General features: G+C 37.2%; 22 protein-coding genes. 6 read left to right on the forward strand and 16 right to left on the reverse strand.

Annotated elements, in window-relative coordinates; translation table 11 throughout:
• Window positions 1-36 precede the first annotated feature (36 nt).
• Both ATE49_RS06750 and ATE49_RS06755 read left to right on the forward strand, forming a co-directional pair.
• Window positions 37-612 (forward strand): Crp/Fnr family transcriptional regulator, encoded by a 576-nt coding sequence (locus tag ATE49_RS06750; protein WP_065081540.1) that lies wholly within the window; start codon window positions 37-39, stop codon window positions 610-612.
• A gap of 65 nt (window positions 613-677) precedes the next feature.
• On the forward strand, window positions 678-1,688 hold the full coding sequence (locus tag ATE49_RS06755; protein WP_057267753.1) for an NAD-dependent epimerase/dehydratase family protein: 1,011 nt from the start codon (window positions 678-680) through the stop codon (window positions 1,686-1,688).
• A 53-nt stretch (window positions 1,689-1,741) separates the two neighbouring features.
• On the opposite strand, the gene ATE49_RS06760 is transcribed toward ATE49_RS06755, so the two are convergent.
• From ATE49_RS06760 to ATE49_RS06820, 13 genes are all read right to left on the reverse strand, one after another.
• Window positions 1,742-2,527, reverse strand: a complete 786-nt coding sequence (locus tag ATE49_RS06760; RefSeq protein ID WP_065081607.1) for an alpha/beta fold hydrolase — start codon at window positions 2,525-2,527, stop codon at window positions 1,742-1,744.
• Between the two features lie 206 nt (window positions 2,528-2,733).
• Complete coding sequence (locus ATE49_RS06765; RefSeq protein WP_065081541.1) at window positions 2,734-3,468, reverse strand: YggS family pyridoxal phosphate-dependent enzyme; 735 nt, start codon at window positions 3,466-3,468, stop codon at window positions 2,734-2,736.
• Window positions 3,469-3,531: 63 nt separating this feature from the next.
• Complete coding sequence (locus ATE49_RS06770; RefSeq protein ID WP_059155629.1) at window positions 3,532-3,978, reverse strand: GNAT family N-acetyltransferase; 447 nt, start codon at window positions 3,976-3,978, stop codon at window positions 3,532-3,534.
• A 113-nt stretch (window positions 3,979-4,091) separates the two neighbouring features.
• Window positions 4,092-4,658: a DUF4256 domain-containing protein gene (locus ATE49_RS06775; protein WP_065081542.1), complete on the reverse strand. Its 567-nt coding sequence runs from the start codon at window positions 4,656-4,658 to the stop codon at window positions 4,092-4,094.
• 602 nt (window positions 4,659-5,260) lie between these two features.
• The gene (locus tag ATE49_RS06780; RefSeq protein WP_021346797.1) at window positions 5,261-5,740 is read right to left on the reverse strand and encodes a MarR family winged helix-turn-helix transcriptional regulator; all 480 of its coding nucleotides are present in this window, start codon (window positions 5,738-5,740) and stop codon (window positions 5,261-5,263) included.
• A gap of 3 nt (window positions 5,741-5,743) precedes the next feature.
• Complete coding sequence (locus tag ATE49_RS06785; RefSeq protein ID WP_065081543.1) at window positions 5,744-6,232, reverse strand: GNAT family N-acetyltransferase; 489 nt, start codon at window positions 6,230-6,232, stop codon at window positions 5,744-5,746.
• Window positions 6,233-6,304: 72 nt separating this feature from the next.
• Window positions 6,305-7,165 (reverse strand): helix-turn-helix domain-containing protein, encoded by an 861-nt coding sequence (locus tag ATE49_RS06790; protein WP_065081544.1) that lies wholly within the window; start codon window positions 7,163-7,165, stop codon window positions 6,305-6,307.
• A 109-nt stretch (window positions 7,166-7,274) separates the two neighbouring features.
• Entirely contained in the window at window positions 7,275-7,868 is a 594-nt protein-coding gene (locus ATE49_RS06795) for an LOG family protein (RefSeq protein ID WP_065081545.1), read from the reverse strand.
• Window positions 7,869-7,884: 16 nt separating this feature from the next.
• Window positions 7,885-8,730 (reverse strand): helix-turn-helix domain-containing protein, encoded by an 846-nt coding sequence (locus ATE49_RS06800; RefSeq protein ID WP_065081546.1) that lies wholly within the window; start codon window positions 8,728-8,730, stop codon window positions 7,885-7,887.
• A gap of 108 nt (window positions 8,731-8,838) precedes the next feature.
• Complete coding sequence (locus ATE49_RS06805; protein ID WP_065081547.1) at window positions 8,839-10,029, reverse strand: PepSY-associated TM helix domain-containing protein; 1,191 nt, start codon at window positions 10,027-10,029, stop codon at window positions 8,839-8,841.
• Window positions 10,030-10,084: 55 nt separating this feature from the next.
• The gene (locus ATE49_RS06810) at window positions 10,085-12,205 is read right to left on the reverse strand and encodes a TonB-dependent siderophore receptor (protein WP_065081548.1); all 2,121 of its coding nucleotides are present in this window, start codon (window positions 12,203-12,205) and stop codon (window positions 10,085-10,087) included.
• Between the two features lie 52 nt (window positions 12,206-12,257).
• Window positions 12,258-13,610, reverse strand: a complete 1,353-nt coding sequence (locus tag ATE49_RS06815) for an MATE family efflux transporter (RefSeq protein WP_065081549.1) — start codon at window positions 13,608-13,610, stop codon at window positions 12,258-12,260.
• 4 nt (window positions 13,611-13,614) lie between these two features.
• Window positions 13,615-14,436 (reverse strand): siderophore-interacting protein, encoded by an 822-nt coding sequence (locus tag ATE49_RS06820; protein WP_059155619.1) that lies wholly within the window; start codon window positions 14,434-14,436, stop codon window positions 13,615-13,617.
• Window positions 14,437-14,844: 408 nt separating this feature from the next.
• On the opposite strand from ATE49_RS06820, the gene ATE49_RS06825 reads away from it, so the two are divergent.
• Window positions 14,845-15,822: a helix-turn-helix domain-containing protein gene (locus ATE49_RS06825; RefSeq protein ID WP_065081550.1), complete on the forward strand. Its 978-nt coding sequence runs from the start codon at window positions 14,845-14,847 to the stop codon at window positions 15,820-15,822.
• Between the two features lie 118 nt (window positions 15,823-15,940).
• Here ATE49_RS06825 and ATE49_RS06830 read toward each other — a convergent pair whose 3' ends face one another.
• Window positions 15,941-17,818, reverse strand: coding sequence for a DUF3472 domain-containing protein (locus tag ATE49_RS06830; protein ID WP_065081551.1), 1,878 nt, complete (start codon window positions 17,816-17,818; stop codon window positions 15,941-15,943).
• Between the two features lie 366 nt (window positions 17,819-18,184).
• Window positions 18,185-19,171 (reverse strand): helix-turn-helix domain-containing protein, encoded by a 987-nt coding sequence (locus tag ATE49_RS06835; RefSeq protein WP_065081552.1) that lies wholly within the window; start codon window positions 19,169-19,171, stop codon window positions 18,185-18,187.
• Between the two features lie 98 nt (window positions 19,172-19,269).
• On the opposite strand from ATE49_RS06835, the gene ATE49_RS06840 reads away from it, so the two are divergent.
• Both ATE49_RS06840 and ATE49_RS06845 read left to right on the forward strand, forming a co-directional pair.
• Window positions 19,270-21,654 (forward strand): TonB-dependent receptor, encoded by a 2,385-nt coding sequence (locus tag ATE49_RS06840; protein WP_065081553.1) that lies wholly within the window; start codon window positions 19,270-19,272, stop codon window positions 21,652-21,654.
• A 5-nt stretch (window positions 21,655-21,659) separates the two neighbouring features.
• Entirely contained in the window at window positions 21,660-22,829 is a 1,170-nt protein-coding gene (locus tag ATE49_RS06845) for a PepSY-associated TM helix domain-containing protein (protein ID WP_065081554.1), read from the forward strand.
• Window positions 22,830-23,101: 272 nt separating this feature from the next.
• Here ATE49_RS06845 and katG read toward each other — a convergent pair whose 3' ends face one another.
• Window positions 23,102-25,312: a catalase/peroxidase HPI gene (katG, locus tag ATE49_RS06850; RefSeq protein ID WP_065081555.1), complete on the reverse strand. Its 2,211-nt coding sequence runs from the start codon at window positions 25,310-25,312 to the stop codon at window positions 23,102-23,104.
• Between the two features lie 337 nt (window positions 25,313-25,649).
• On the opposite strand from katG, the gene ATE49_RS06855 reads away from it, so the two are divergent.
• The gene (locus ATE49_RS06855) at window positions 25,650-26,189 is read left to right on the forward strand and encodes a hypothetical protein (protein WP_065081556.1); all 540 of its coding nucleotides are present in this window, start codon (window positions 25,650-25,652) and stop codon (window positions 26,187-26,189) included.
• Window positions 26,190-26,205: the final 16 nt, after the last annotated feature.

A 26,205-nucleotide genomic window follows, 5' to 3' on the forward strand; every position in this document is an offset into this window, starting at 1 on the left:
AGTCTTTACTTATTAAATCCTACTTTTGCATAAGTCATGCATACTCAGCTTATCCATCTCATTACACAACGGGTAAACCTTTCCATACAGGAAAGAGAATGGTGTGCTGCCAGTTTCGAGCCCGTGAGTATTGCAAAAAACACAATAATAGAAAAAGAAGGAAAAGTTCCCGAATACCTCTATTTTATTGTTTCCGGCTATATCCGTATTTTTCATCTCAATGAAAAAGGTGAAGAAATAACAACACATATCAATTGCCCACCGGGCTTTATCACTTCTTATTTCAATTATATCAATCAGGTTCCTTCAGATGAAAATCTGGAATCTATAACAGATTGTCAACTGCTAAGAATTACCAAAACTAATCTTGAATCACTAATTGGTAAAAGTACTGCCTTCAAAGATTTCAGTATTTCGGTATTTCAGGAATCAATTTCATACAATGAAAGTCGTTCCAGAGAACTCGCAACACTTACTGCAGAACAACGTTATCTGAAACTGATAAAAGAATATCCGGATATCCTCCAGAATGTCCCGTTACAATATATAGCCTCATTTCTGGGGATGAATCCAAAGAGCTTAAGCCGAATCCGCAAGCAAGTGATTAGGTAACATTTGTGAAGTGATTTTGAATCTGCAACGCTGAACTTTGCAGTATCAATTAAAATCAGCTACACATGAGTAATCATAATCTGGCACTGGTTTCCGGTGCCAACGGACATTTGGGAAATAATCTGGTGCGTTTATTACTAAAGAAAGGTATTCCGGTACGTGCCTCAGTCCGAAATACTAAAAATAAGGAGCCTTTTAAAGGGCTGAACTGTGAAGTCGTTCAGGCCGATATTACAGATAAAGCATCTTTTGTAAAAGCCTTACAGGGCGTTGAAACTTTCTATGCTGTTGGAGCATCTTTCAAATTATGGGCTAAAAATCCCGAAAAAGAAATCTATGATGTAAATATAGAAGGAACCCGTAATACTATAGAAGCAGCTGTAGAGGCTGGTGTAAAGCGTATTGTATACGTAAGTTCTATTGCTGCATTGGATTATACAAAACTCCCGACTAAAGAAAGCAATGGCTATAACCCTGACAGACGGGACATGTATTACAATTCTAAAAACGATGGTGAAAAACTGGCTTTTAAGATGGCCAAAGAGCTGGGAATAGAATTAGTCTCGGTAATGCCAGGAGCCATGATTGGCAGTGAAGCATTTTTTCCGTTAAATGTTTCATATGGCATTCTGAAGCTTATACTGAATAAAGAAATCCCGATGGATACAAGGATTACATTAAACTGGGTAGACGTAAAAGATGTAGCCGAAGGCTGTTTTCTGGCTGCCGAAAAGGGTCGCTCGGGGGAGCGCTATATCCTGGCAAATGAACAGTGCATGACCATTACGGATACCACTGTACTGGCGGGTAAACTATATCCGGAACTTCAGTTAAAGAAGCCTGCTGCCGTTCCAAAATTTATGCTGTATACCCTTGCGGGGATTATGCAATTCTCCGCAAAACTTAATGGCAAACCTCCTGTCCTTACTATAAAAGATATTGCAATGTTCTCGGGTTTGCAGCAAAATTTTGATATTTCCAAAGCCAGAAACGAATTGGGCTTTAATCCTAAAAAACCAGAACAAATTCTGAAAGAGTCATTTGCTTACCTAATGGAGCATAAAGAGCTTTTATAAACACAATCCTTATATATTACAGCTCGGTCCGATCGGGCTGAGCTGTTTCTAAACTAGTCTTTCAATATACTATTGATAAATGATTCTGTGGCCTTCAAAGTAAGTTCCGGTGATTCTTTATGAGGGGTATGCCCTGTTTCCGGTATTATATATTTTTCAGACCGTCCGCTTACCTGACTAATCGTTCTGTTTACCTGATCCATTGTCCCGTATTCATCTTTTTCTCCTTGTATGAATAACAGCGGACAACTGATCTTTGGCAGAAAATGCTCAATATTCCAGTTTCTGTAGTCACTTCCCGTCCAGGTTTCTGTCCATGCGCGAAATAAGGTTTCTGTTTTTTCTCCGTGATACTTTTTCAGACGTTCCGGCAGTGTTGTATTTTTATAAGCATCCATTGCCTCATAAATTCCTTTCAGAGTAACATCTTCCACAAATATGTGGCCGGCTTCACAGATTACCCCTGCTATATTTCCGGGATATTTAGCCGCAGCCAGCAGTGCTATAGTACCACCATCACTGTGTCCGAATAAAATAGCATTGGTGATCTTTAATTTTGTCAATATTTCTTGTAATACATCAGCTTCCAATTCCATATAATTCACTGCCCGTTCGTGTGTCGGCATCGGATCTGATTTTCCGTATCCCAAGCGGTCATATATCAGTACATTACACTGCGTGGCAGCTGCCAGCTGATGCGGGAAATTCCGCCATAGCTGTGTACATCCCAGACTATCATGCAAAAAAACTAAAACCGGACGATTCTCATATTCATTAACAAACTCAGTATATAATTGTTTGGCATTAACAGTCATAAAAGTTTCTGCATCATGTATCATAAATTCCATTTGTATGAAGCTGCAAAGATAATCATAATGCATTATAACAATCTAATTACAGAGCTTTGATCAACCCATATGTATATTAGTTTACAAACAAATAATACCAGTTTATAAGGCTTCGACAAGCTCAGCCTGACAATTTCAAATAATCAGTCTTTTGGTATTATAAACTCATTATTTCAGTTGATTTAAATTTTAATATATTATGTTTTATCTTCGTTCCAATAATAGCTGTCGGGATAAATCCGTTGACCAAATATGGCTGTTCCGACTCTCACTATAGTTGCTCCCTCTTCTACTGCGGTTTCCAAATCTCCGCTCATCCCCATAGACAGCTCTTTCATTTCTACTCCCGGAATATTATGAGATATAATCTGTTGTTGCAGCTCTTTTAACAAACGAAAACATGTTCTCACTTTCTCTGTCTCTGCACTAAACAAGCCTATAGTCATCAATCCTTTTATTTTCAGAGCATTTAATTCTGAAACTCGCTCAACCAACTGCAGCGTCTCTTCCGGAGAAATACCAAATTTACTTTCCTCACCGGAAGTATTTACCTGGATTAATACTTCTATTGTCCGGCCTTCAGCCTCTAATCGCTGCTGCAGCTTTTTTGCCAGATCAATGCGGTCAAGTGACTGTATACAGCTTACATCGTACTTCAGGATGTCTTTTATTTTGTTGGTTTGCAAGTGTCCTATAAAATGATTGATATGGGGTATTTCTTTTAAATCATCATATTTCTCTTTTAGTTCCTGAACTTTATTTTCAGCAATAAGTGTACTGCCTGCTACAAGTGCCTGCTTGATCCTACCTGCAGGAACTGTTTTTGTTGCCAGTAATAACCGGACTTCATCCGGACTCCTGTTACTACAGATACAGGCTGTTTCTATCCGCTGAAGAATATTTTGTAAATTATTAATGATCTGATCCTGCATTTTACATGAAGTATTTTAGTTTAAACAAAATATGGCGGACTTTAAAAATCCGCCATTTACTTTTTATTTCCACCAGTGATAATAGTTATGTAATCCGTCGTATTCAAAACCGCACCGTGGATATAGTGTATTGCCTATATCATTTGTTTTCTCTGTTTCCAGCATCAGCCCGCAAGCTCCGGTTTCTTCACACCATTGTTTACTTCGGTCAATTAACGCAACCGAAAGTCCTTTCCCTCTGTAATCCGGGTGCACAAACAAATCGCTTAACAGCCATTGTTTTTGCAGTTTTGTATAGTGGAAAAGCTTGTAAAGCTGAACAAATCCAACAGCCTTACCATCTACTACCGCTAAAAAGATATCGGATTCACTATTCAGAAATCTTTCTTTCAGAAAAGCTTTTCCTTTTTCCACATCAGATTCCTGTCTGTAGAAAACACGGTAAAGGTTAAATAGTTCAGCTGTTTCATTTAAGTCCTCAAGACTTGCTTTTGTAATTTTGTAATCCATAGTTAAATATTTTATTCTGATGCAAAAGTATCAGTTAACAGGACTACCAAACTGGTCCAGAATTAATATAATATCTGATCCAGCAAATTCACAAATTGTTTATCTAGTGAAAATTACACTTTTAATACCCCGCGAAATCCTCGCGCAGCATAATAAGAATCGGCTCCGTTATGGTAAAGAAATACTGTATTGTAGCGGCGATCACAAAAAACAGCTCCACCAAGTTCACGAATACCGGCAGGTGTTTTTACCCAGCTTGAAGTCTTCAGATCAAACTTTCCCAATTCCTGCAATAATCTGTACTCTTCTTCAGTTAATAATTCAACACCCATTTCCTGAGCGATATCTATGGCTGTATTCTCTGGTTTGTATTGTTTTCTGGCTTCCCAGGCTTCCCGGTCATAGCAAAGACTTCTTCGGCCTTTAGGGCTTTCTGCCGAACAATCGTAAAAGATATATTCGCCTGTCTTAGCATCATATCCTACAACATCAGGTTCTCCTTCTGTTCTTTCCATTTCATTCAGCGACCATAATTTAGCGGGATTAGCTTCCAATTTTTCCTGAATTTTATTCCAATCCAGCCCCTTATGGCGCGGAGTATTTTTATCGAAACGGGTTTTAAGGTTTTTTAATAATACTTCCTGTTGTTCCGGAGATAATACATTTTTACGGGTACTCATATAAGTTTTATTTTGTGATGGTTACAATGATACAAATATAATTATTTGGAAAATTTATAACCATAAAAGTTATAGGAGTATTCTACTGTTTTTCGGAGCATAAAGATTTAGAGCCTGTTTAAATTTTGATTAAAAAAAATATTTAGACTTCGATAGTTCGTCATGCTCACTATAAACTCAACCCAGCCTGACATTCCTAAAAGGAAACTATTTTGGACAGGCAATGTCACTCTAAGCCTGTCGAAGAGTATTAACAATATTATTATTTCCAACATTTAGGTATTAAGAATTTTTAGCCGCCTTCCGAAGTTTCATTAAATTTTCAAACCTTTACAAGACTATACTCTATTTTACAATCCTGTATCTAATAATCAAAACAAACCTCATAGGTCTTAGAGACCTATGAGGTTTAAATACAAAATTATTTTAAACATTTACATTAACTACTTTTGATACAAAAAACCCCGCCATAGCTTTATACTCTGACAGGGCCCTAAAAAAACTGATTTTTTCAATGTGAAATATTGTTATAAATACTTCACACTATATATTTTGATCGAACTTATGGGTGGCTTTCAATCTAAAGCCAGATATCGTATTGTTTATTTTGAATTTTTAAGCTGCAATGCCCGCTGATAGAAAGACTGGTTTGCGATTTTCTCTTCAGCTTCGTCAATGGCTTTCAGCAGGTTATTTTCATTATCTGCAATATCTCCCAGAATTTTTGACATAAGCTCCCATACCGGCTGCATTTTCTCAATAAGCTCTTTACCTTCAGAGGTAAGCATAAATAATCTTTTGCGTTCATCCTGCTTATCTTTTTCCCATTGTATCAGCTTTTTCTTTTCCAGCTCTTTTAGCAGGTTTATTGTAGAAGGATGGGTATAACCTATTTCGTTTGCAATCTCTACAACACCGGCTACTTCCTTTTTATAAATAGTGAAAATAACAGGGAACCATTTGAGTTCGAAGTCTATTCCGAAAGTCTGATAAATCATAGCACCATCTTTTCTGAGCTGTTCACTCAGGCGGTGAAGTCTCGTGGATATGGCAAGAATTCCTGCTTCATTGATTACATTCATACCTTAGTTAATATTTAAATGATAGAAAACATCATCCGCACTCATTAACGGAAAATGTACCGGAAGTTTCTCTTTCAGGGTTTTCACAAAATGATTTCGCTCATAGAAGCGCTGTGCTGCTTTTAGTACCGATACTGTCCCCAAATATATATTATCGATTTCATTCGCTTTACAATAAGAGATCAGAGTTTCCAGCAAATTCTGAGCAATATTATACTCTCTGCCTCTGAATTCTTTTTTTACAAACATCTTCCGTACCGCTCCTGCCCTTTCGTCAAATTTCACTACAGCAATAGATCCCACCAATTCTCCATCAATAAATGCTCCCCAGAAATTTCCTCCGGAAGCCTGATAAAAGTTTTCTATTTCAATAAGATCCGGTTGATCTTCTATGCTGACAGGTATATTAAACTCTTTCTGCTGAATGGTCAGAATAAGGTCAATAAGCGGTTCAGAATAAGAATTTCCTATAGAACGGATATCTGATTTCATCGTAATTTATTTTAAAGTACAAAACTACGTAGTTAAATACATATATCCAAATAAAATTTAATATTGGGTACATTACAGTTCCCTAAAGATCTTTGGAGCCATCCCTGTTCTCTTTCTGAAAAATCTGGTAAAATATGTAGGATAATCAAAGCCTAATTGATAAGAAATCTCGTTGACAGTCATTTCTGAGGTTTTCAGCATTTGTTTTGCTCTTTCAGTAATGTAATAATGAATATGATCTAATGGTGATTTTCCGGTAAAATGCTTGATAAGATCACCAAAATAATTCGCCGATAAATTTGCTTTTTGAGCAAAGTATGCTACAGAAGGCAACCCCGATACTTCTTCTCTGTTATTGAAATAGATTTCCAGTTCTTTTTGAAAGCTGTTGACTACTTTGTGATAAATACGGCTTCTGGAATCAAATTGCCGGTTATAAAAATGCTGAGTATAAGTAAGAATAAGAACGATATAAGAGATAAGGATATTCCTTTGAAAATCTTCTTTACAGAATTCGTAGTAAGCCTTATCAAATAAATCCCACAAGAGCACTTCTTCTTCCCTAGTCAGAAAAAGAGCTTCATGGCTATTATAATGCATAAAATTATAATCTTTCACATGTTTGCTCAAATAATCTGCACTGACCATAATACTGTATCCCGAAACTGGCGGTGTAAGATCCCATTCCATTGTATTATACGGGCAATCCAGATAAAGATATGAATCTGAAGTAAATTCTTCCTTTACAGGATTCTCTATGATGATATCTTTTGTGGATTTTATGGAAAGAAAATAAAAATCTATTCCTACCGGAGGCGACTGGTTACGCAGCTTACTTTCTTCATTGTATTTACAAATATGAAGTGTATCATTTTTCAGCCCGTGTATATTGACATATCGGGCAAATTCCGGAATATTAAAAAGATTTTTCAATTTCGTATATTATTACATATACAAAATTAGATTAATGCCTTACCACGGTGATGAAACAAACTCCCGAAATACTGAAACTATTTACAGATAAAATATTAATGTTTAAACTTTATAATTCTTCTTTCTTAATCCATTTGCTTACTTCCGGTGCTTTGTAACTTCTCATTTTATTGATCAGCCCCGCTATAGAGTCATCTACTAATAGCATGTCCTGATTGACAGATTTCAGAAAACCTTTATTTACCATTGTCTGAACAAATGCCAGCAGCTCATCATAAAATCCATTGATATTTAGTATTCCTATCGGCTTCTGGTGTAATCCCAGTTGTGCCCATGTAAGCATCTCGAAGAACTCTTCTAATGTTCCATAGCCTCCGGGAAGAGTGATTACTCCATCGGATAATTCATTCATTTTAGTTTTACGCTCATGCATTGTATCAACCAAAATCAGATCAGTAAGGTTTTCATGGGCGATTTCTTTTCCCTTCAAAAAATGCGGAAGAACTCCTATTGCTTCCCCTCCATTTTCGATAACACCATCGGCTACCGCTCCCATCAATCCCACATTAGCGCCACCATACACTAAGCCTATAGTATTCTGTACCAATATTTTTCCAAGCTCATAAGCCTGCTCTTCATATATCGATTCTGTTCCGAAGCTTGAACCACAAAACACTGTTATTCTTTTTATTTCATTATTCATTATATCGTTTGTGTAATTATTGGTTTCTGTATACTGAAGGGGTAAACCCTGTTTCCTTTCTGAAAAAACGGGTAAAATAAGTCGGATAATCAAAACCCAGACTATAGGCAATTTCACTTACCGAAAGGCTGGTCTGGCTTAATTTATTTTTTGCTGTCTGTATAATATTGTCCCGGATATGATCCTGAGGAGAAATTCCGGTAAAATGCTTGATGACATCTCCGAAATAATTAGCCGATAAATTCGCTTTTTCAGCAAAATAGGTAACAGACGGTAATGTAATTGTATCCTGATTCTCATTAAAGTAGGCATTCAGACGTAAATAAAAATCATCAACTACTTTATTATAAGCTGTTTTGCGGGATTCAAATTGCCTTTTATAAAAGCTTTCCACATAAGAAAGTATCAGTGAAGCATAAGAAACAATGATTCCCTGAGCATAATTTTCCTTTTCATATTCCTGATATGCTTTTTCAAATAGATCCATAAGAATCTGTTTCTCTTCCCATGTCAGAAATAAAGCCTCATGATTATTATAATTCATAAAGTTATATTCCTTCGCATATTTGTCCAAAAGCTCTTTGCATACAAAGATTCCATATCCTGTAAAAGAAATTTCGAAGTCCCATTCCAGAGCATTATCAGGGCGGTCAAAATAAGCAAACGCATCCGACATTTCTTCCGGCTGAACATCATTTGGATTTATCTTAATTGCCAGCATATAAAAATCTACCTCTATCGGATCGGACTTGCGCAAGACTTGATTTCCATGTACATAACTGGCAACATGAACCTTATCATTTTTAGGTTTCTCCAGATTGATGTATTGTAAGAATGCAGGAATATTATACTTGATGCTCATTTATAAATATCTTCTTTGCAATTTACAAAAAAGCCGGGAGAAATTTCTCCCGGCCAGAACTGTATTAAGTGGTTTTAATATGGCATTTAATTCTGAAAAAACGATCAATTATTTAACAACAGCAACGGGCTTTTTCTTATTCCGTCTCCCCCACCATATAAGAACACCTGTAATAGGTAGGCTGGAACAGATAATTCCTACAATAAAAGTTATTGTCTTCCCGATATAACCACCCCAATAACCTACATGCAGGTCGAAATTGGTATGTTCTATTTTTTCATGGTTTTCTAATATTTCAGGCATTTCTATTTCATTTCCGGTATACCTGTTCAGATTAATATCATGTCCGTCAACTGCACTTTTCAGCCCTATAAACTTTCCGACCAAAATAGAATAAGTTGTCGAATCATCACCACCGAAGAAACTCACACGTACCTGGTTATTTTCCGGATGTCTTACCCTTGTAATATCTATAGCGTCCTGCATTGTTATAAAGTCTTTGCCTTCCACAAAGGCAGGTTCATATTTTTTAGACAGCTTTCGGGCTTCAACAGCAGGCACGCCACCGAAAGTTTTCTGTGTAAAGCTTTCCAATACCTCATAAGCCATAATAAGTCCTGTAACAGTAACAAATATAGCCGGAATAACGACGTAAAATCCCAGCACATTATGTAAATCATAGTTGCGTCGTTTCCACTTTACCCCTCTTTTAAATTTGAATGATGAAGTTCTCGTTGCTTTAGTCCATTTCTGCGGCCACCAAAGAATAAGACCGCCCACAAGCTGAATAAAAAATATAATTGAAGCTATCCCTACCACTGTTTTCCCGAATCCTCCCAACAGCAATTGGCTATGGATATGAGCAACAACATAAAAGAAACGGTAGGCCATAGTACTTCCTATTTCGTTTCCGTTATAGGGGTTAATATAAGTATAGGAAAATCCACCTCTTTTAATCCCGGAAGCTATCCGGAAACTTCTTTCAGGATCCTTATACTCATCAATGTAGAAAGCTTTTCTTCCTTCTTCTTTATGTCTTGCATTAAACTGTGCGATTAATACATCGGCATCTATTTTCTGCTGTCCTTCTCTGTACTCTACATATTTATCGCTGCCGGCAACAAAATCGATAATCTCGTCGCAGAAAACAAATAAAGTACCTGAGAGCACAACAACAAAAACAATTAAACCGGATATCAGCCCCAACCATAAATGCAGCCAGCCTGTAATTTTTTTTACTAATGTTTTTCCTCTTTTTTTGTGATGTTTCTTTTGTAGTATATGTAAGTCTTTGTCCATACTGAAATAAAAACCGAAACCTATTGTTATTCAACAGGCTTCGGAAAAGTAAAATTTAAAATTTAAAAGAAAAGTTAGCCAATATCTCCCTCGGCTTCTGAGGTTGTCCGTAGAAGTTCCAATACGTGGTATTGCTCGCATTATTAAGCTTCAAACCGACTCTGTATCTGGATCTGTCATAGAATATCGTAGCTCCTAGATTAACATAAGAAGGAACTAAATATCCCGATACATAATCCAATTTGGTTTTATCTACAAAATTGGCTCCTATCCCCAATCCTAAACCTTCTACAGCACCACTCTGGAACTTATAACTTGCCCAAAGATTTCCGACATGCTTGGGAGTCCATATCAATCTTTTTCCATCATTTGCACTTCTGTCCTGTAACTTATTATCGTTGTAACCATATCCGGCAATAATATTAAAACCAGCTACAGGGTTTACAATAACCTCTGCATCTATACCGCGGCTCATGGTTTTTCCGTCCTGATAACTTCCGATACCATCCGGAGTAGCAATAAGCCTGTTCGTTACTCTAAGATCATAATAACTGATTGTTGCCAAAAGTTTCTTATTTAACACATCGAATTTAGCCCCGAATTCAAACTGATTTCCCTTCTCAGGAGCCCATTTTTCCATCACACCGTTTTGGTTTAAAGAAGGTGCGTTGTAGGTAAATCCATTTACATAATTGGCAAATGCTGAAATTTTATCTTTAACTACCTCGTACACTACACCAAATTTTGGAGAAAATGCTGATTTAGAAAATTCGGTTTTGGTATTCTTCACCCCATTCTCCAGGCTCGGATCACTGTTATAATGATCCCATCTCAAACTTCCCATTACATGTAAGTTTGGAGTAACATCCAGTACATCGGATACATACCCACTAATCGTACTAAAAGTATCGGTTTGGTTATTGGTAGCTGTTCTCTCTAGTTTATTGACTCCACTTCTGGAAATTCCCTGCCATGCAGTTGTATCGTCTAATTTTACCTGATCATAAACCGCGAATACGTTATTCTTGAACATCGGGTATTGATTTTTGGAATCCTGCAGAAAATAGTCAATTCCGACAACCATTCTGTTTCTCAGCTTTCCGATTTTAAAATCACCAACAAAGTTCTGTTGTATATTATTGGTCGTAATTTTATACATATCGAAGGGTCTGATCCCTCTTCTTACGGTATTATTATCCAGGTAAGTCAATACCAGGAAAATAGATTCATTTTCTACAGATTCTCCCCTTTGAAATGAAGTTCTGGAAGTCCATTGGTCATTGATCTTATATTCGACCTCTGCCATAGTATTGAATACATTTCTTCGGGATCCGATATCATTACTTGTAAACGAACGGTCATGTACACTGGTAAGATCTTTAAGCGATTTTATAGTAAGAACGCTTGAGTTTCTTACAAATGCATTCATTGTTTTATAAGGAGCATAGTAATCTGCATCAAAGCTAATTTTCAGGCGGTCTGATACTTTATATACTACACTTCCTGCGAAGAAGGTTCCTTTGCTAAATCCTGAATCCTGAAAAGAATCCTGGGAGAAGGTTGCAAAATTAAATCTGGCCAAGGCTGTTTTCTCTTTGTTTAGAGGTGTATTTACATCAGCTGTTACTCTGTTCATTCCCCAGCTACCCGTAGTATAAGTAATCAGGCCTCCAAATTTCTCCTGAGGCTTTTTGGTAATGATATTTACGACCCCGCCATATTTGGCCATAGTACCGCCAAATAAAGTTCCTGAAGGTCCTTTTACTACTTCTATTCTTTCAATATTGCTAATTTCGGTTTGTGTTCTCGGGTTTATGGCAAGACCATTTCTAAAACTGGCATTACTTGTAAATCCTCTTAGGAAAATATCGTTTCCGCTGTCATTAAGTCCATTATTAACTACCACTCCCGGAACTGTTGCTACAGCCGTATTAAAGTCTATTGCAGTAGTTTCACTAATCAGTTCTTTTGGTACCACACTATAAACCGTTGGATTCTCCAAGTTCTCCAAAGGAAGTCTTGCTACGGTTTCGGATTTTTTTGTTCTGAAGCTTTTTGTTCCCTGAAGACTCACTTCCTGAATCGTTCCTACACTTGCCGTATCGGTTTTCGTATGCTGGGCATAGAAGAACAATGGCGCTACCAACACCGACAAATGGGTAATTCTCTTAATCATAATATATCTGTTTCTGTAAAAAATAATAGTTGTAGTGTTATAGAGCCTGCAGTCAGGCTGCTCTTAAATTCATTTTCAATCTTTTTGAACTTTTATAAACAGCAAAAAGAATCATAAAAAATACCAGCCAGTCGATTCCTGCACAAGCGACATAGATGCTTCGAACCCCGAAGAAACGCGGAACAATAAGTAAAACCGGGATATAAAAGACAACCTGACGCAATAGACTGATCTGCGTGGCTGGTTTTGCATTTTCTATTGAAGGAAACCATACAAGTGCCATAAAAGTAAACGGCAATGCCAAAAGAACACTCATATAAATTCTGAAGTCTGTAAGCTGTACAGCAGTAAGTTTTACGGATGGAAGCATTACAGATAATACATCTGCCGGGAAGAACATGATAAAAATCCAGAACGGAATAAGAATACACAATCCTGTAAGTGAAAATAAGCGATAGGATGAAATTGTACGTTTGTATTTACCAGCTCCGTAATTCATTCCGGCAACAGGCTGCAATGCCCGCATAAGTCCCCATAAAGGAGTATTTAGCAATATATAGAATCTGTTGACTGCTGTAAAGAAAGTAATGTCTTCGTCTGTACCATATTTTGCAAATACATTGAATATGACAATATTCTGAACCACAATCATCACCATCATAATAAAACCAGGCATTCCCAGTGACATTGTTTCTTTAATGATTGCTTTATCCGGTGTCCACGACCAGAACTTAGAACTAAAAGAGGCTCTTTTACCAGCATAATACCAGATTCCGAGAACGGAATAGATAACCATGGATATATTAGTTGCCCATGCCGCTCCGGCTACACCCCACCCGAATGTATCTATAAAAACAGGTTTAAGTATAACATCTACTACCAGACCAACAGCAATCATCCATGCAGCGGTTTTCATGCGTCCTTCGGCACGGATAATCATATTAAGGGCCAATCCGTAGATCCAAAAAAACGTGCCTAAAATAGTAGCTTTAAAGTATTCAGCTGCCAGGATTCCTATTTCGCCTCTGCCCCCCATCATATACACCAGATCTTTGGCGAAAATGTAACAGGGAATTGTTACCAAAACAGAGAATAAAATAGCCAGAAAATTGACCGTTCCCAGAGATTTATTCAATCTATCCTGATCTCCTGATCCTATCCAGATACTAATCGCTGATCCTATTCCGGTACCGATAAGGGTACCAAATCCCTGAGCAAACTGTGAAAGTGGATAGGCTATTCCTACAGCGGCTAATGCCGTATTGCTGATAAGATGTCCTACAAAAATACCGTCGAGGAAATTATTGAGTCCATACAATACCATGGCTATTACTGCAGGCCAGGACATCTGCCACATTACAGAAGGCAGCTTGGAATGCAGTATAATAGATTTTTGCTGATTCATAACCTTACTGAATTGAATCCTTTTCCTGATGTCTTTCTATTGCACTCTTATCTTCAGCAACCCCGGATTTCCAGTAAGAATAAGCATAAAGCTGCTGTTGTTTCCACTGTCGCTCTTTCCGCAGATATGTCCTTATTTCTTTTACTGAACTAAATTCAGCAGCTACATAGCCAAAATGTTTTCCCTCCTGAAAGTCCTGTTGTTTTACAATCTCCGGTAATAAACTTCCTTTCTGTGGATTATTGTTGTAAACCCAGATAAACTCTATATCTGCACGGGTATCTATATTGTGTTCATCTTCTTTTCCGTGGACTTCTATAATACAGACTCCTTTGGCATTTTCAGGCAGATCTTCAAGAATTGTACTCAGTACCGGTATTGCTGTTGCATCTCCAGCAAGCAGATACCAGTCGGCTTCAGCATATAATTCTGTTTTACCATCGTGCATTAAAACTCCCAATACATCTCCTTCCTCTGCTTTTGCTGCCCAGGCAGATGCCGGACCTTCATCACCATGTGCTACAAAGTCTATCCAGATTTCTTTTCTTCCAATATCAATACCTCTATGCGTATAAGTACGGATGTAAGGGCGGATATTATCTGGTTGAGGCTTCCATTTCATAGCTTCGTAATCGTATTCCGGAAAGTGAATTTCCTGAAGCCCTGCGGGTGGAATCAGTATTTTATTGTTTACACCAATTGTGGTATTTGTAAATACCTCCATGTTATCACCTGTAAGATATACTCTTATGTAATGGGGTGTGATATACTCCTTTCTGCTTACTCTTAATTGTTCTTTGATTGTTTTGAACTCTTGTTTCTTCATTGTACATTTTTTTATTGTGTTAAAAAAATCGGAGCTATATGTTCTGTTTTTTATTGACTTTGTTACAGAAAACACAGGTTTTCTTTTTCGGCTATTCCTAAGTTTTGAATAATAAAATTGATGTCATGCTGAGCTTTTCTGAAAGAAAAAAATCGAAACATTGTCAATTTTATGTCTTAGCTTAGTCTTCGATACGAGTTTGTCCCCAAAATCACTCAGACTGCGATCTGATATGAAGAACCTGTCTATACCGAATTGCTTTTATGATAATAATCTTTTCGTTTTTGTTTTTATTTAGATTAATTATAAATAACTTTGCAAAACTAAAGCTTTTCTGTTTTCAGAAGGTTTCAATTACGGAGTAAAAACTCCGCAAAAAGGAATTTTAACACCTGATTTACGAATAAAATGAAAATACAGCTTCATCACCATGATCTGCCGGATCTATCTATAAAAAAGGAGTTCAGCCCAGCTGAAACAGGGCTAAAAGAAAATATCAGTTTTCTTACACATCCTTATATTCAGGGTTCATACAGAGAAATATCCTTCGAGGGCATACATATCGGTTATGGAGATATTCAGCTTCAACGAGAAGCACTGATTCATTTTGAAACTGATATGGAAAGTGTAGAATTGCATTTTGCCTTGAAAGGAAACAGTACTGCCGCTATAAAAGGAGATCAGCATGAAATCTCTTTTACACCTTATCAGCACAATATTATGTATGCTAATCAGATGAAGGGGCATTTCTTGTGGGAGAAGGGAAATATTCAGGTATTCGAGATTAATTTCATGCCCTCATTTTTCAAAAGATATCTGCCGGATGACTCATCACTGTTTGAACGCTTTAAGAAAACAATGGAGCAAGGTAATATGCAGCTTATGCTTCCACAGCATTTTATGATTACTCAGGAAATGTATTATACCATTCATGAAATTCTGAATTGTAAACGTACCGGAATTTATAAGAAAATGTTTCTGGAAGCCCGGAGCATAGAATTATTGCTTTTACAACTCGAGCAAATAAGCACTCCGGAGGATCAAACCAGTCTTTCTAAATCTGATTGTGAAAAGATGCATGCAGTTCGCGATTTTATCGAGCAGCATATTGCAGAAAGTTATTCGCTTATCGATCTTGCCCACAGGTTTGGTACAAACGAATATGCACTAAAAAAAGGATTTAAAGAGATCTTCAATACCACTGTTTTCGGTTACTGGAGTAATCTGAAAATGCAAAATGCAAGGAAACTGATTCTGGAAGAATCGCTTCACATAAATGAAATAGCACTGACTGTTGGCTATAAAAATCCAAGACATTTTTCTACAGCCTTCAAAAAACACTTTGGCCAGACCCCCACCGAACTGAAAAACAGAAGAAGATCATAATTTATTAGATTATTCTTCCGTAATAGCTTTACAACAGATTATATACAATGAAAGAAGGAAGACTTACAAGTCTTCCTTCCCTATTCTATTCTCAATTAATTCAGTACTATCCTGTTAATTATTTTTGCAATTCAAATTTAAATTTCTGACTATTTCCGGTACCTTTGGTCCATAGCTGTATTTTGGTACCGTTGGCTGTAAATCCGCCATTAACATCCAAATTCTTATCCGCAGCTATCTTGGGTATAACATTGTAATATCCATTACCCACAGAACTAATATTCCATTTCTGGTTATCTCCACCTGTATTTTCATAAACGATTATAGAAGCACCATTACTGGTATTGTTATCTTTTACGTCTAAAACCTTAGTATTATTAGCCATTGATTTAAATGTATAGCTGCCATCACTATTTTTTGATGCTATCCACTTTTGATTATTTGTAACCGGAGTGTTGCCAGACCAAAGTGAAACAGCTGTTCCGTTTGTTGGAGTATAACTGTTTACATCCAATACACTGGAATTATTGACAGCTGAAACAATTTTATATATTCCACCATCAATAATGGACTGAGGCTGCTTTGTAATTGCCTGATCAACACGTTTTTTCAATTCTTCTAAATTAACAGCCGGAGGTGTTGTCGATAATGGTATAGCAGCCGACTGTACTTTAATTGTAGGAGTATATCCTCCTGAGGACATATAAAACCGATTGGCATTATTCGGAGATATTCCTTGTTCATAATCTACACGCTGCCCAACGGCTCCATCTGTATTTGTAAAACCTGCCTTATTTAGGGAAATCCAGTTTCCAGAACTATTTTCTTTGGCCCAGGAATTAAAGTACTCTGCCTCTCGCCTCAGCTGTCCGTTTGAATATCCGAAATTTTCAAGAAAAGAGTAAAACCCATCAAAATATCTTTGTTCTTTTGGAGCTCTCCATGTAGCAATATAATTCCACCCTGTCTGATCCTCCAGCTTGTACCATGCTGATAATAATACAGAATTTGAAGTTTTTTCCTGCAAAACATTCATAATAAATGAAACAGTTTTTCCGGTTTTCCATTGTGCATTTATATAAGTCTGGCCACCTGTTCCTTCATTACCAAAACTATTATCTGTAACTCCATCCCCTTTATCTACTAATTTTACATAGTCGTCACCGGATATAGTCGGGTCATTATCTGCATCTTTACTATCCCATACAGAAAACAAAACTCTACGCTCTGTAGTAGAATTAGTTTGGATACCCAAATAACCTCTGTAAAAACCAATAGCCATATAAAATGTATATAATGGATCCATCCCTTCAGGAACTTTCACCTCCTGATACAGCCAGTCATAAGATTTTGAGGTTGAGCTGGCAGAACTATAGCTTGCATGTACAGAAGGTGAAGACTGATAGTTGGTTTGGTTTACCTGAGACTCATTTTGCAGTGCATTAAAAACAAGGTTATGTATAATAATTGAATTATTAGGTTCTGAAACAGGCTTCAGTTCGTATCTGTAATAGCCTGTTGTTCCTATTGTTACCTTTATATCCGATGTTGTACTCTTGGTTCCGGTCCCGGAAAAGGTAATTTGCTGCTGGTTTGGAGTAGCACTAAGCCCTGAATAACAACCTGAAATATTGATTTGATAATTTAAATTTTTCCCTTTGTTTACTGTATTTTCAATAGACAAATTATATTCACCCTTAGTCTGATAAAGGTAGTAAACAACAGATCTGCTTTTATTAGTCCAGTTAGAAACAACACCTTTGTCTTCAGGATATCCTATAGGGATAGATACACCTACCTGATCTGGTGCAAAAGGTTCTGCATAAGCCTTATTAGCAGGGATTATAAATGTATTTGTCAGGGTTACTGCCCGCGCATTGGCTGCTGAGGCCTGTGACTCCTGAAGCAAAGTATCATTTGTTCCTCTGCAACTCATAAAAAAAGTTGCAACTGTTGCCAGAGCGGCAATTCTCTTTGTTTTGAATAGTTTTTTCATAATTATTTTTTGTTTAAATAGTTTTGGTGCCGTTATCTGTATGCAATCATCCAGTCTATGTTTTAAAAATTTAAAACAGAGTTTTGAGACCTCATGTAAAACAGTATAAATAATGTTTTTAAAATTGGTTGTCTACAGCTAATACAATTAGCCGTCTGATAGCAAACACTTTTTGGATTGTTTTGTCAGGTAATGATAAAAGATTTCCTAACATAGGAAATGGAATGATCTCTGTTCATGAATAAATAATGTGTTTGGTTATATTTATTCAAAAATAATATAATCTGTTAGATAAAACACTTAATATAAGTCAATAAAACTAATTAATTATTAGATTTTTTAAATACGTCTGTCAGCGGATGAGCATCAATTTCTACGATAGTAACTCGGACCCGTGCCTACTTCATTTTTAAAAGCGACACTAAAAGAAGATGGCGATGAATAGCCCAGGTGATAAGCAATTTCTTTTATGGACATTTCTGAATTTTTAAGTAAATAAAGGGCTTCTTTCATCCTGAGTTTGGATGCATAGTGAAATACCCCATCCCCAAATAATTCTTTAAAACCATTCTTCAGTTTAAACTCATTAATCCCAAACTTTAGAGAGAGTTGTTCGATGGTGTAAAATGACTTTAGATTATTTTCTATAAACTCTTTTATTTCCAGCAGCTTCTGAGTTTCACTTTGGTTAATGTAATGTTTATTATTTACGATATCTTCTTCTGTCTGATTTTTAGCAAACTCAAAAATCAGCAGCAGCAGACTGAGTATTCTGCTTTTTATATAATAATCTCTGTAAAAGCCCTCCAAATCGCATTTTTTTATTTCTAATAAAATACTCATCATCTGTGGTGTAATTGGAAGTCCGTTTGGAAAAAGACTTGCAGATACTTCCATATCTACTTTATCTATGAACTTTTGGAGAGCAATGTTATTCTCTGCCAGTTTATGAAAATAGTCCCGTGATACATAGATGTCCAGATGTTTGTAACAGATATCTTTTTTAAAATAAATCTCGATATCGGCATATCCTGGTGTAAAGTAAATGTAATGATGCAATAATTTATAAGTTCCGGGATTTCCGTTTACTTTATCTTTTATCATCTCTGCACCCTCTAAGAAAAAAGCCAGTTCTATGTACTTCGCTTTTTCTATACGGAACTTCATTGTATAATCATTACTGTAGGAAGAAACATACTCTTTTACCAGGAATTCTTCTTCATTGTATAGGGTAAGTGATTCAAAATGTCCGATATCATTTGTAAAAACTTCATGTCTGTGGTCTGCATTATCTTCTGCGAAGAAATCCAAAATCTGCCTTGCTATTATATCTTCTTGCTCTGTTTCTCCCAAAATGAAAAGTATTTATCCTATACTCAAAAGTTTTTCAGAGTATCAACAACTAATTTTGCCGCTGTAAATTTAATTAAACTAATTCTAAATAACAACTTATGCATAAGAAGAAGATCCTTTTTTCCGCATTGTTTTTCCCGGCCGTTATATGGGCGCAAAGCACTGCACAGATAACAGGAAAAGTTGTCAACTCCGATAAAAAACCTGTTCCTGCATTAAAAGTAACATTGAATGATGGAGCTGCAGAAGCCATAACTGATGAAAATGGTGTATACCACTTCAATAATATCCCTGCTGGTCATTATATACTAAAAGTAGATGATCCGGAAGTAACAAAAACGTATTCATTTATATTAAAAGAAAACGATCAGTTAACTTATAACTTTGTACAAACCAGCAGTGCATATCAAATTCAAACCGTAAACGTTGTAGCCAACCGCAAAACAATGCCTTCATCTACATTAAGACTGGGAGAAAACCTTTTGGTAACACCACAAAATATACAGGTTATCGATCAGCGTTTATTAAATGATCAGCAAATACTAACTACCGCCGAAGGACTAAGCCGGAATGTAAGTGGTGTACGTACCATCACCCACCAGGAAGAAGGCAGTGTAGGTATTGCTGTTCGGGGATTTTCCGCCTCTAACCTGCGAAACGGGATGGATGTAAGCGGAAGCTTTGGGCCACTGCGGGAAGATATGTCTTTTGTAGACCAAGTAGAATTTGTAAAGGGTCCTGCCGGATTTATGATGGGTAATACACAGCCTGGCGGCTTTTACAATATTGTAACCAAAAAACCTGTTGGCCGGGAAAAAGGAAATGTCCAGCTGACCCTGGGAAGCTTTAACCTTTACAGAGCAGCAGCAGATATAGAGAAAAAACTAAGCAAAGATGGAAGATTCTGGGGAAGACTAAACCTGATGGGATCTAAGAACGGATCGTTCCAGCAATATGTGGAACACGAACAATATGTAATCAATCCGTCCTTTAAGTATCTTATTTCGGACAACACCAACGTCACATTTGAATATATTCTTTCCCAGAATAACTTCCAGGGTGGTTTTGCAAAATATGCATACGGCATAGATGGCTTCAAAGATGTGAAGAGGTCTTTCACTTTCTCGGATCCGATTATTGACCCTACCCGCTCATGGGAACATAATATTTACGGAACCATTAATCACAACTTTAATGACAACTGGTTAATTACCGGTCAGTTTGGTTATATCCGTTCTCAGATGCAGGGTGAGTCTTTATACGCTAATTACAATGACATCACGCTGGCAGATGATCCTAAAACCGGAAGAAAAAAAGGTGACACCAACCGTGGTATCAGTATCAATGATGCACTGAATACTTCTACTATAGGCCAGGTATTTACAAGAGGGAAATTTGATACAGGAAATATCAATCACAACATACTGGCAGGAATTGATATGGGTAAAAAGTTCTATGTAGCCGATTGGTCTGTACTACCGCAAAACGTGGGTCCTGTTTTCAACATATACAATCCGGTATACGGAAATCTGAAGAAATCTGATCTTCCGGTTTACGACCGCTCCAAATCACTTCGTGAACGTGGTGCCAATTACCTGAACGATTACTCTTACACATCATTCCACCTTCAGGACGAAGCCCGCTTTTTAGAAAACAAACTCCGGGTAGCTGCAGGTTTCCGCTACACTTCTACTGTAAAAACTAGTGCCGCTGAAAAAGGTGCTGAGGTAAAGAATTCAGCAGTAACACCTCGTTTTAGTGTAACAGGCCTCTTATCCCCTACTTTCACTGTATATGCTTTGTATGATGAGAATTTCCAGGAACAAACCGGAAAACTTGTAAACGGAGGTTCTGCAGATCCTTCTTATGGAAAAAACAAAGAAATCGGGTTTAAAAAAACATGGTTTGGCGGACAACTGATGACCAACCTTACCTTCTATCATCTGACAAAAACCAATATATTAACTGCTGCAGGTATACAGTTCCCGGGACTTTCCGAACAAACCGGAAAAGCCACATCGAAAGGTATTGAGTTTGATTTAAACGGAAATATTGGAAAAAACTGGAGTATCTTATTCAACTATGCTTATACAGACGCTAAGATAACAGAAGATAATGATGCCAAAAAAATTGGCAGCATGTTATACGGAACAGCAAAACATATTACCAATGCATGGATAAAATATACTATTGCTGAAGGCGACTTGCAGGGATTAGGTTTCTCATTTGGATATGAATATCAGGCTAAAAGAGCTGCATGGCCGGTTGTATTAGGCAAACCTTACCTTCCGGATGATTATTTTACACTGGATCTGGGAGTATCATATAAAAGAGATAACTACCAGCTTTCTTTCCTTATAAATAATCTTACGGACCGTTATAATTACGTTGGCTTCTTTCCTGGCGCATGGGGTTACACCCATTACGGATGGAGAGCAACTAATCCTATAAATTTCAGACTGAATCTTTCTTATAATTTCTAATCTGAATGAATACAGGAAAGGCTAAGCCTAAAAAGAAACATAACAGAAGCTTATTCTACAGAATTTCGGCCTGGCTACATTTGTGGCTGGGCCTGGCTTCTGGAATTGTTATTGTCATTATCTGTCTGACCGGAATTACCTGGTCTTTCAAGGATGAAATAACAGACTGGTTGCATCCCGAATTGCAGTCGGATTATATTCCGGATAAACCTATGCTTAATCCTTCGGCATTATACCAAAAAGCAAAAAACCTCTATCCGGATCAGGAACCATCCTACATCTGGCGTCCAACAGGAAAAGCTGTGATGATAGGTTACGGGAAAAGAAATCCGGGCTATGTACTTTATCTGGATCCTTATACGGGAGCCATGCTTCAGAAACCCAGTTTTAAAGAGGAGTTCGATTTTTTTGAATGGACTTTAAATGGGCATCGCTATTTATGGTTACCATCGGAGATCGGCCGGCCGATTATCAACTACTCTACTTTTATATTTTTCATTACACTGTTTACCGGATTGGTACTCTGGTGGCCAAGAAAATGGACAAAGGCTATGCGCAAGCAAAGTTTTCTGGTAAAATGGGATGCCAAAACCAAGCGACTGAATTACGATCTGCATAATGTATTTGGGTTTTATGCTATGGTTATTTTACTGGTTGTTGCGATGACGGGAATGTATTATGGACTTCCATGGTTCAACAAATTCCTGTATTTTACAACTTCACTGGGGAAAACACAGAAAAAAGAGATAAGAGAACTAAAAAATACAGCTCCCTATCAACCTGAGAAATTATCTGAATCTGTACATACAGCCTGGGAAGATGCAGCTAAGAAAACTAAAGCTAAAGGCTATTACCTTTCGATACCACAGGACTCTACTGAAACTATAAGTTTGTTTTTGTATCCTTCTCACCGGCAGTTTTACAATCTTCAGAATTTCAGTTATGATCGAAATTCAGGAACTGCATTGTCGGGAAGTTCAACTCATGCACAGTCATTTGAAAAGGCTGACTTTGCAACCAAGGTAAGAAAGCTTAACTATGATCTGCATGTAGGATCCGCATTGGGCGGAATATGGGGTCGGATATTGTATTTTTTCATTACCATTATCGGAGCATCACTTCCTATTACAGGGTTTCTGGTCTGGTGGTTCAAGAAAAAGAAAAAAACTGCCTAATTTAACTATTCTGTTAGGAAAATAAACCTCATAGGTTTTCGAAACCTATGAGGTTTACGTAATAAAATATTAAATGCCAAAAAGTTAAAGAAGAAAATCATTTTACCATTTAGGAATTAAGAGATTTAAGTTGGATTCCCAATACGGAGTTATCTTCATTTCATTCCAGATAATTCCAATGATATAATAAAACCCCAAAGGTTTTAAAAGCCTGTGGGGTTTATATAAATACCTAATTCAGATTTAATCCGAAGTAGTGTTTTATTGAAATATTACTTCAAGTCGAAACGGTCAAGATTCATTACTTTACTCCAAGCAGAGACAAAATCTTTCAGGAATTTCTCATGAGCATCCTGGCTGGCATAAACTTCAGCAATAGCTCTTAGTTCTGAATGAGATCCAAAAACAAGATCGGCACGTGTAGCACTCCATTTTGCATTGCCGGTCTTGCGGTCTCTGCCCTCATATACTTCCTGAGCATCGCCTGTTGCATTCCATACGGTATCCATATCCAAAAGGTTGATAAAGAAATCATTGGTTAATGCACCTTCTTTATCTGTAAATACTCCATAATTCGAACCATTATAGTTGGTATTTAGGACGCGCAATCCTCCGACAAGCACTGTAAGTTCTGGCGCTGTAAGTGTAAGCAGCTGTGCTCTGTCTACCAGAAACTCTTCTGTTGAAGTCGTGGACTTCCCTCTTCTGTAGTTACGGAAACCATCTGCATAAGGCTCTAAATAGGAGAAAGATTCTACATCAGTCTGCTCTTGTGATGCATCCATACGTCCTGCAGTAAACGGAACATTTACCGTCACACCTGCATTTTGTGCTGCTCTTTCTACACCTGCATTTCCTGCCAGAACAATAAGGTCTGCTAATGAAACTTTTTTGCCTCCAGTTTGTGCTGCATTGAACTCTTTCTGAATACCTTCCAATACATTCAATACTTTGGACAACTGTTCCGGATTGTTTACCGCCCAGCTTCTTTGTGGCTCCAAACGAATACGTGCACCATTTGCACCTCCTCTTTTATCCGATCCTCGGAATGTAGAAGCAGAAGCCCATGCTGTAGATACCAGTTCAGAAACTGATAATCCCGATTCCAATACTTTATTTTTTAGCTGTGCCTCATCCTGAGCATCGATCAGCTGATGATCTACTGCCGGAATAGGATCCTGCCAGATAAGGTCTTCTGCCGGAACTTCTGGTCCAAGGTATCTTGATTTTGGCCCCATATCACGGTGAACCAGTTTGAACCATGCTTTAGCAAAAGCTTCTGCCAGTTCTTCCGGATTTTCATAGAAACGTCTGGATATTTTCTCATAAATAGGATCAAATCTTAACGAAAGGTCAGTTGTAAGCATATAAGCCGGACCTTTTTTCTCTACATCAAAAGCGTTCGGAATAATATCTCCGGCATCTTTTGCAATCCACTGATGAGCACCTGCAGGGCTTTTCGTTAGCTCCCATTCATAGCTGAATAAGTGCTCGAAGAAGTCGTTGCTCCATTTCGTTGGTGTTTTGGTCCAGGTAACTTCCAGACCACTGGTAATAGCATCTGCTCCGGAGCCTGTTCCAAATTTACTTGCCCAACCTAATCCCTGAGCTTCAATTCCGGATCCTTCAGGCTCAGCTCCTACTAGCGCTGCATCTCCGGCACCATGAGTTTTACCAAATGTATGTCCACCAGCAATTAGCGCTACAGTTTCTTCATCATTCATTCCCATACGGCCAAATGTATCACGGATATCTTTAGCAGCTGCCAGCGGATCCGGTTTTCCTTCCGGTCCTTCAGGATTTACATAGATAAGCCCCATTGTTGTTGCTGCCAGCGGATCTTCCAGATCACGATCCCCTGTATATCTTTTATCTGTTCCCAGCCAGGTTTTCTCATCTCCCCAGTATACATCTTTATCGGCTTCCCATACATCTGTACGGCCACCGCCAAATCCTTTGGTTTGTAATCCCATAGATTCCAAAGCAACGTTACCGGTAAGGATCAGTAAATCCGCCCATGAGATTTTCTTTCCATATTTCTGTTTAATAGGCCATAGTAAACGGCGCGCTTTATCTAAACTTACATTGTCCGGCCAGCTGTTAAGCGGAGCAAAACGTTGTTGTCCTCTACCACCGCCGCCACGGCCATCCTGAACTCTGTAAGTTCCGGCACTATGCCACGCCATACGGATAAATAAAGGTCCGTAATGACCAAAGTCTGCTGGCCACCAATCCTGTGAATCAGTCATCAGATCAGTAAGATCTTTTTTTACTGCAGCCAGATCCAGTTTTTTAAATTCTTCTGCATAATTGAATCCCTCATCCATCGGATCTGTCAATGAAGAATGCTGACGCAGGATGTCCAGTGTTAATTGCTTAGGCCACCAGTCTTTGTTCTGGGTACCATTGCTGCTTACATTTTGTTTCTCTAGTGTCCCATTGTGAAAAGGGCATTTGCTGATGTCGTTGGATTGGTTTTCCATAATTCTTTAAGTTATTCGTTACTGATTTCTATAAAGTTACCAAAATATTTTGAACTCCTGAATACACAAGAGCGAGAATTCTTGTTACAAATCTAATCAGATCATTTGCACCAAGAGCATAAAAACGAATAATCAATTTTTATAGTTTTAATAGAATAAAACTATTGACAATAAAATTATCAATCGTTAAAAACTATAAACAATAAAGTTATGATTTATTTTAATAATGCATAATTATGGAAAACATCAATCTGTAAAAGGAAATTTGGAGTATATTGCACATACACTAAAGATATAATAGTAAAATAAATTATCTAAACAGTATATTCATCAAATTATGTATAAATTATCATCAAATCTAAGTGACTTCAATAAAGAGCAATCTTTTGAAAGTACCAACCAGAAATGTATAAAGGATATTATAGAAAGTTGTCTAAATAACAACTATGATGGTGTACAAATAGATAAAATACTCGCTTTTTACAATATTAAAAGTATTGAACAGCTAAAGCTTTATGCAATGGACTATTTGCTATCTTATGCCAATAATATTCTTGATGACAATATCATTACAGATAGTGAATATTATGATTTTAGTTTTTTAAAAAAGATTTTTAGAATCCATGAGGGGGAATTTATGCAACATAAAAATTTCGCAATACGGGAAATCCTACAGCAGCAGTTCTTAAGACTTTATTCTGATAATTATATTAGTCATGATGAAGCTATACAAAGTGTACAATTACAGGGACTTTTTGATTTAAGTTATGATGAATTTGAAACTTTAAAAAAAGATGAAATTATTACGGCTTTATTAGAAGGGGCAAACCCCGAAGACTTGGATATATCTTCATTACCAAAAGGGTTTAAATTATAAATATATAATATAAGTT

This window comes from Elizabethkingia miricola (assembly GCF_001675285.1).
Taxonomy (GTDB): Bacteria; Bacteroidota; Bacteroidia; order Flavobacteriales; family Weeksellaceae; genus Elizabethkingia; species Elizabethkingia miricola.

Coding starts and splice junctions, on each gene's coding strand:
- ATE49_RS06750 (WP_065081540.1), top strand. CDS start 37: ATGCATACTCAGCTTATCCATCTCATTACACAACGGGTAAACCTTTCC.
- ATE49_RS06795 (WP_065081545.1), bottom strand. CDS start 7,868: ATGAATAATGAAATAAAAAGAATAACAGTGTTTTGTGGTTCAAGCTTC.
- ATE49_RS06830 (WP_065081551.1), bottom strand. CDS start 17,818: ATGAAAAAACTATTCAAAACAAAGAGAATTGCCGCTCTGGCAACAGTT.
- ATE49_RS06770 (WP_059155629.1), bottom strand. CDS start 3,978: ATGGATTACAAAATTACAAAAGCAAGTCTTGAGGACTTAAATGAAACA.
- ATE49_RS06845 (WP_065081554.1), top strand. CDS start 21,660: ATGAATACAGGAAAGGCTAAGCCTAAAAAGAAACATAACAGAAGCTTA.
- ATE49_RS06765 (WP_065081541.1), bottom strand. CDS start 3,468: ATGCAGGATCAGATCATTAATAATTTACAAAATATTCTTCAGCGGATA.
- ATE49_RS06840 (WP_065081553.1), top strand. CDS start 19,270: ATGCATAAGAAGAAGATCCTTTTTTCCGCATTGTTTTTCCCGGCCGTT.
- ATE49_RS06810 (WP_065081548.1), bottom strand. CDS start 12,205: ATGATTAAGAGAATTACCCATTTGTCGGTGTTGGTAGCGCCATTGTTC.
- ATE49_RS06855 (WP_065081556.1), top strand. CDS start 25,650: ATGTATAAATTATCATCAAATCTAAGTGACTTCAATAAAGAGCAATCT.
- ATE49_RS06755 (WP_057267753.1), top strand. CDS start 678: ATGAGTAATCATAATCTGGCACTGGTTTCCGGTGCCAACGGACATTTG.
- ATE49_RS06780 (WP_021346797.1), bottom strand. CDS start 5,740: ATGAATGTAATCAATGAAGCAGGAATTCTTGCCATATCCACGAGACTT.
- ATE49_RS06775 (WP_065081542.1), bottom strand. CDS start 4,658: ATGAGTACCCGTAAAAATGTATTATCTCCGGAACAACAGGAAGTATTA.
- ATE49_RS06760 (WP_065081607.1), bottom strand. CDS start 2,527: ATGATACATGATGCAGAAACTTTTATGACTGTTAATGCCAAACAATTA.
- ATE49_RS06825 (WP_065081550.1), top strand. CDS start 14,845: ATGAAAATACAGCTTCATCACCATGATCTGCCGGATCTATCTATAAAA.
- katG (WP_065081555.1), bottom strand. CDS start 25,312: ATGGAAAACCAATCCAACGACATCAGCAAATGCCCTTTTCACAATGGG.
- ATE49_RS06800 (WP_065081546.1), bottom strand. CDS start 8,730: ATGAGCATCAAGTATAATATTCCTGCATTCTTACAATACATCAATCTG.
- ATE49_RS06785 (WP_065081543.1), bottom strand. CDS start 6,232: ATGAAATCAGATATCCGTTCTATAGGAAATTCTTATTCTGAACCGCTT.
- ATE49_RS06820 (WP_059155619.1), bottom strand. CDS start 14,436: ATGAAGAAACAAGAGTTCAAAACAATCAAAGAACAATTAAGAGTAAGC.
- ATE49_RS06815 (WP_065081549.1), bottom strand. CDS start 13,610: ATGAATCAGCAAAAATCTATTATACTGCATTCCAAGCTGCCTTCTGTA.
- ATE49_RS06805 (WP_065081547.1), bottom strand. CDS start 10,029: ATGGACAAAGACTTACATATACTACAAAAGAAACATCACAAAAAAAGA.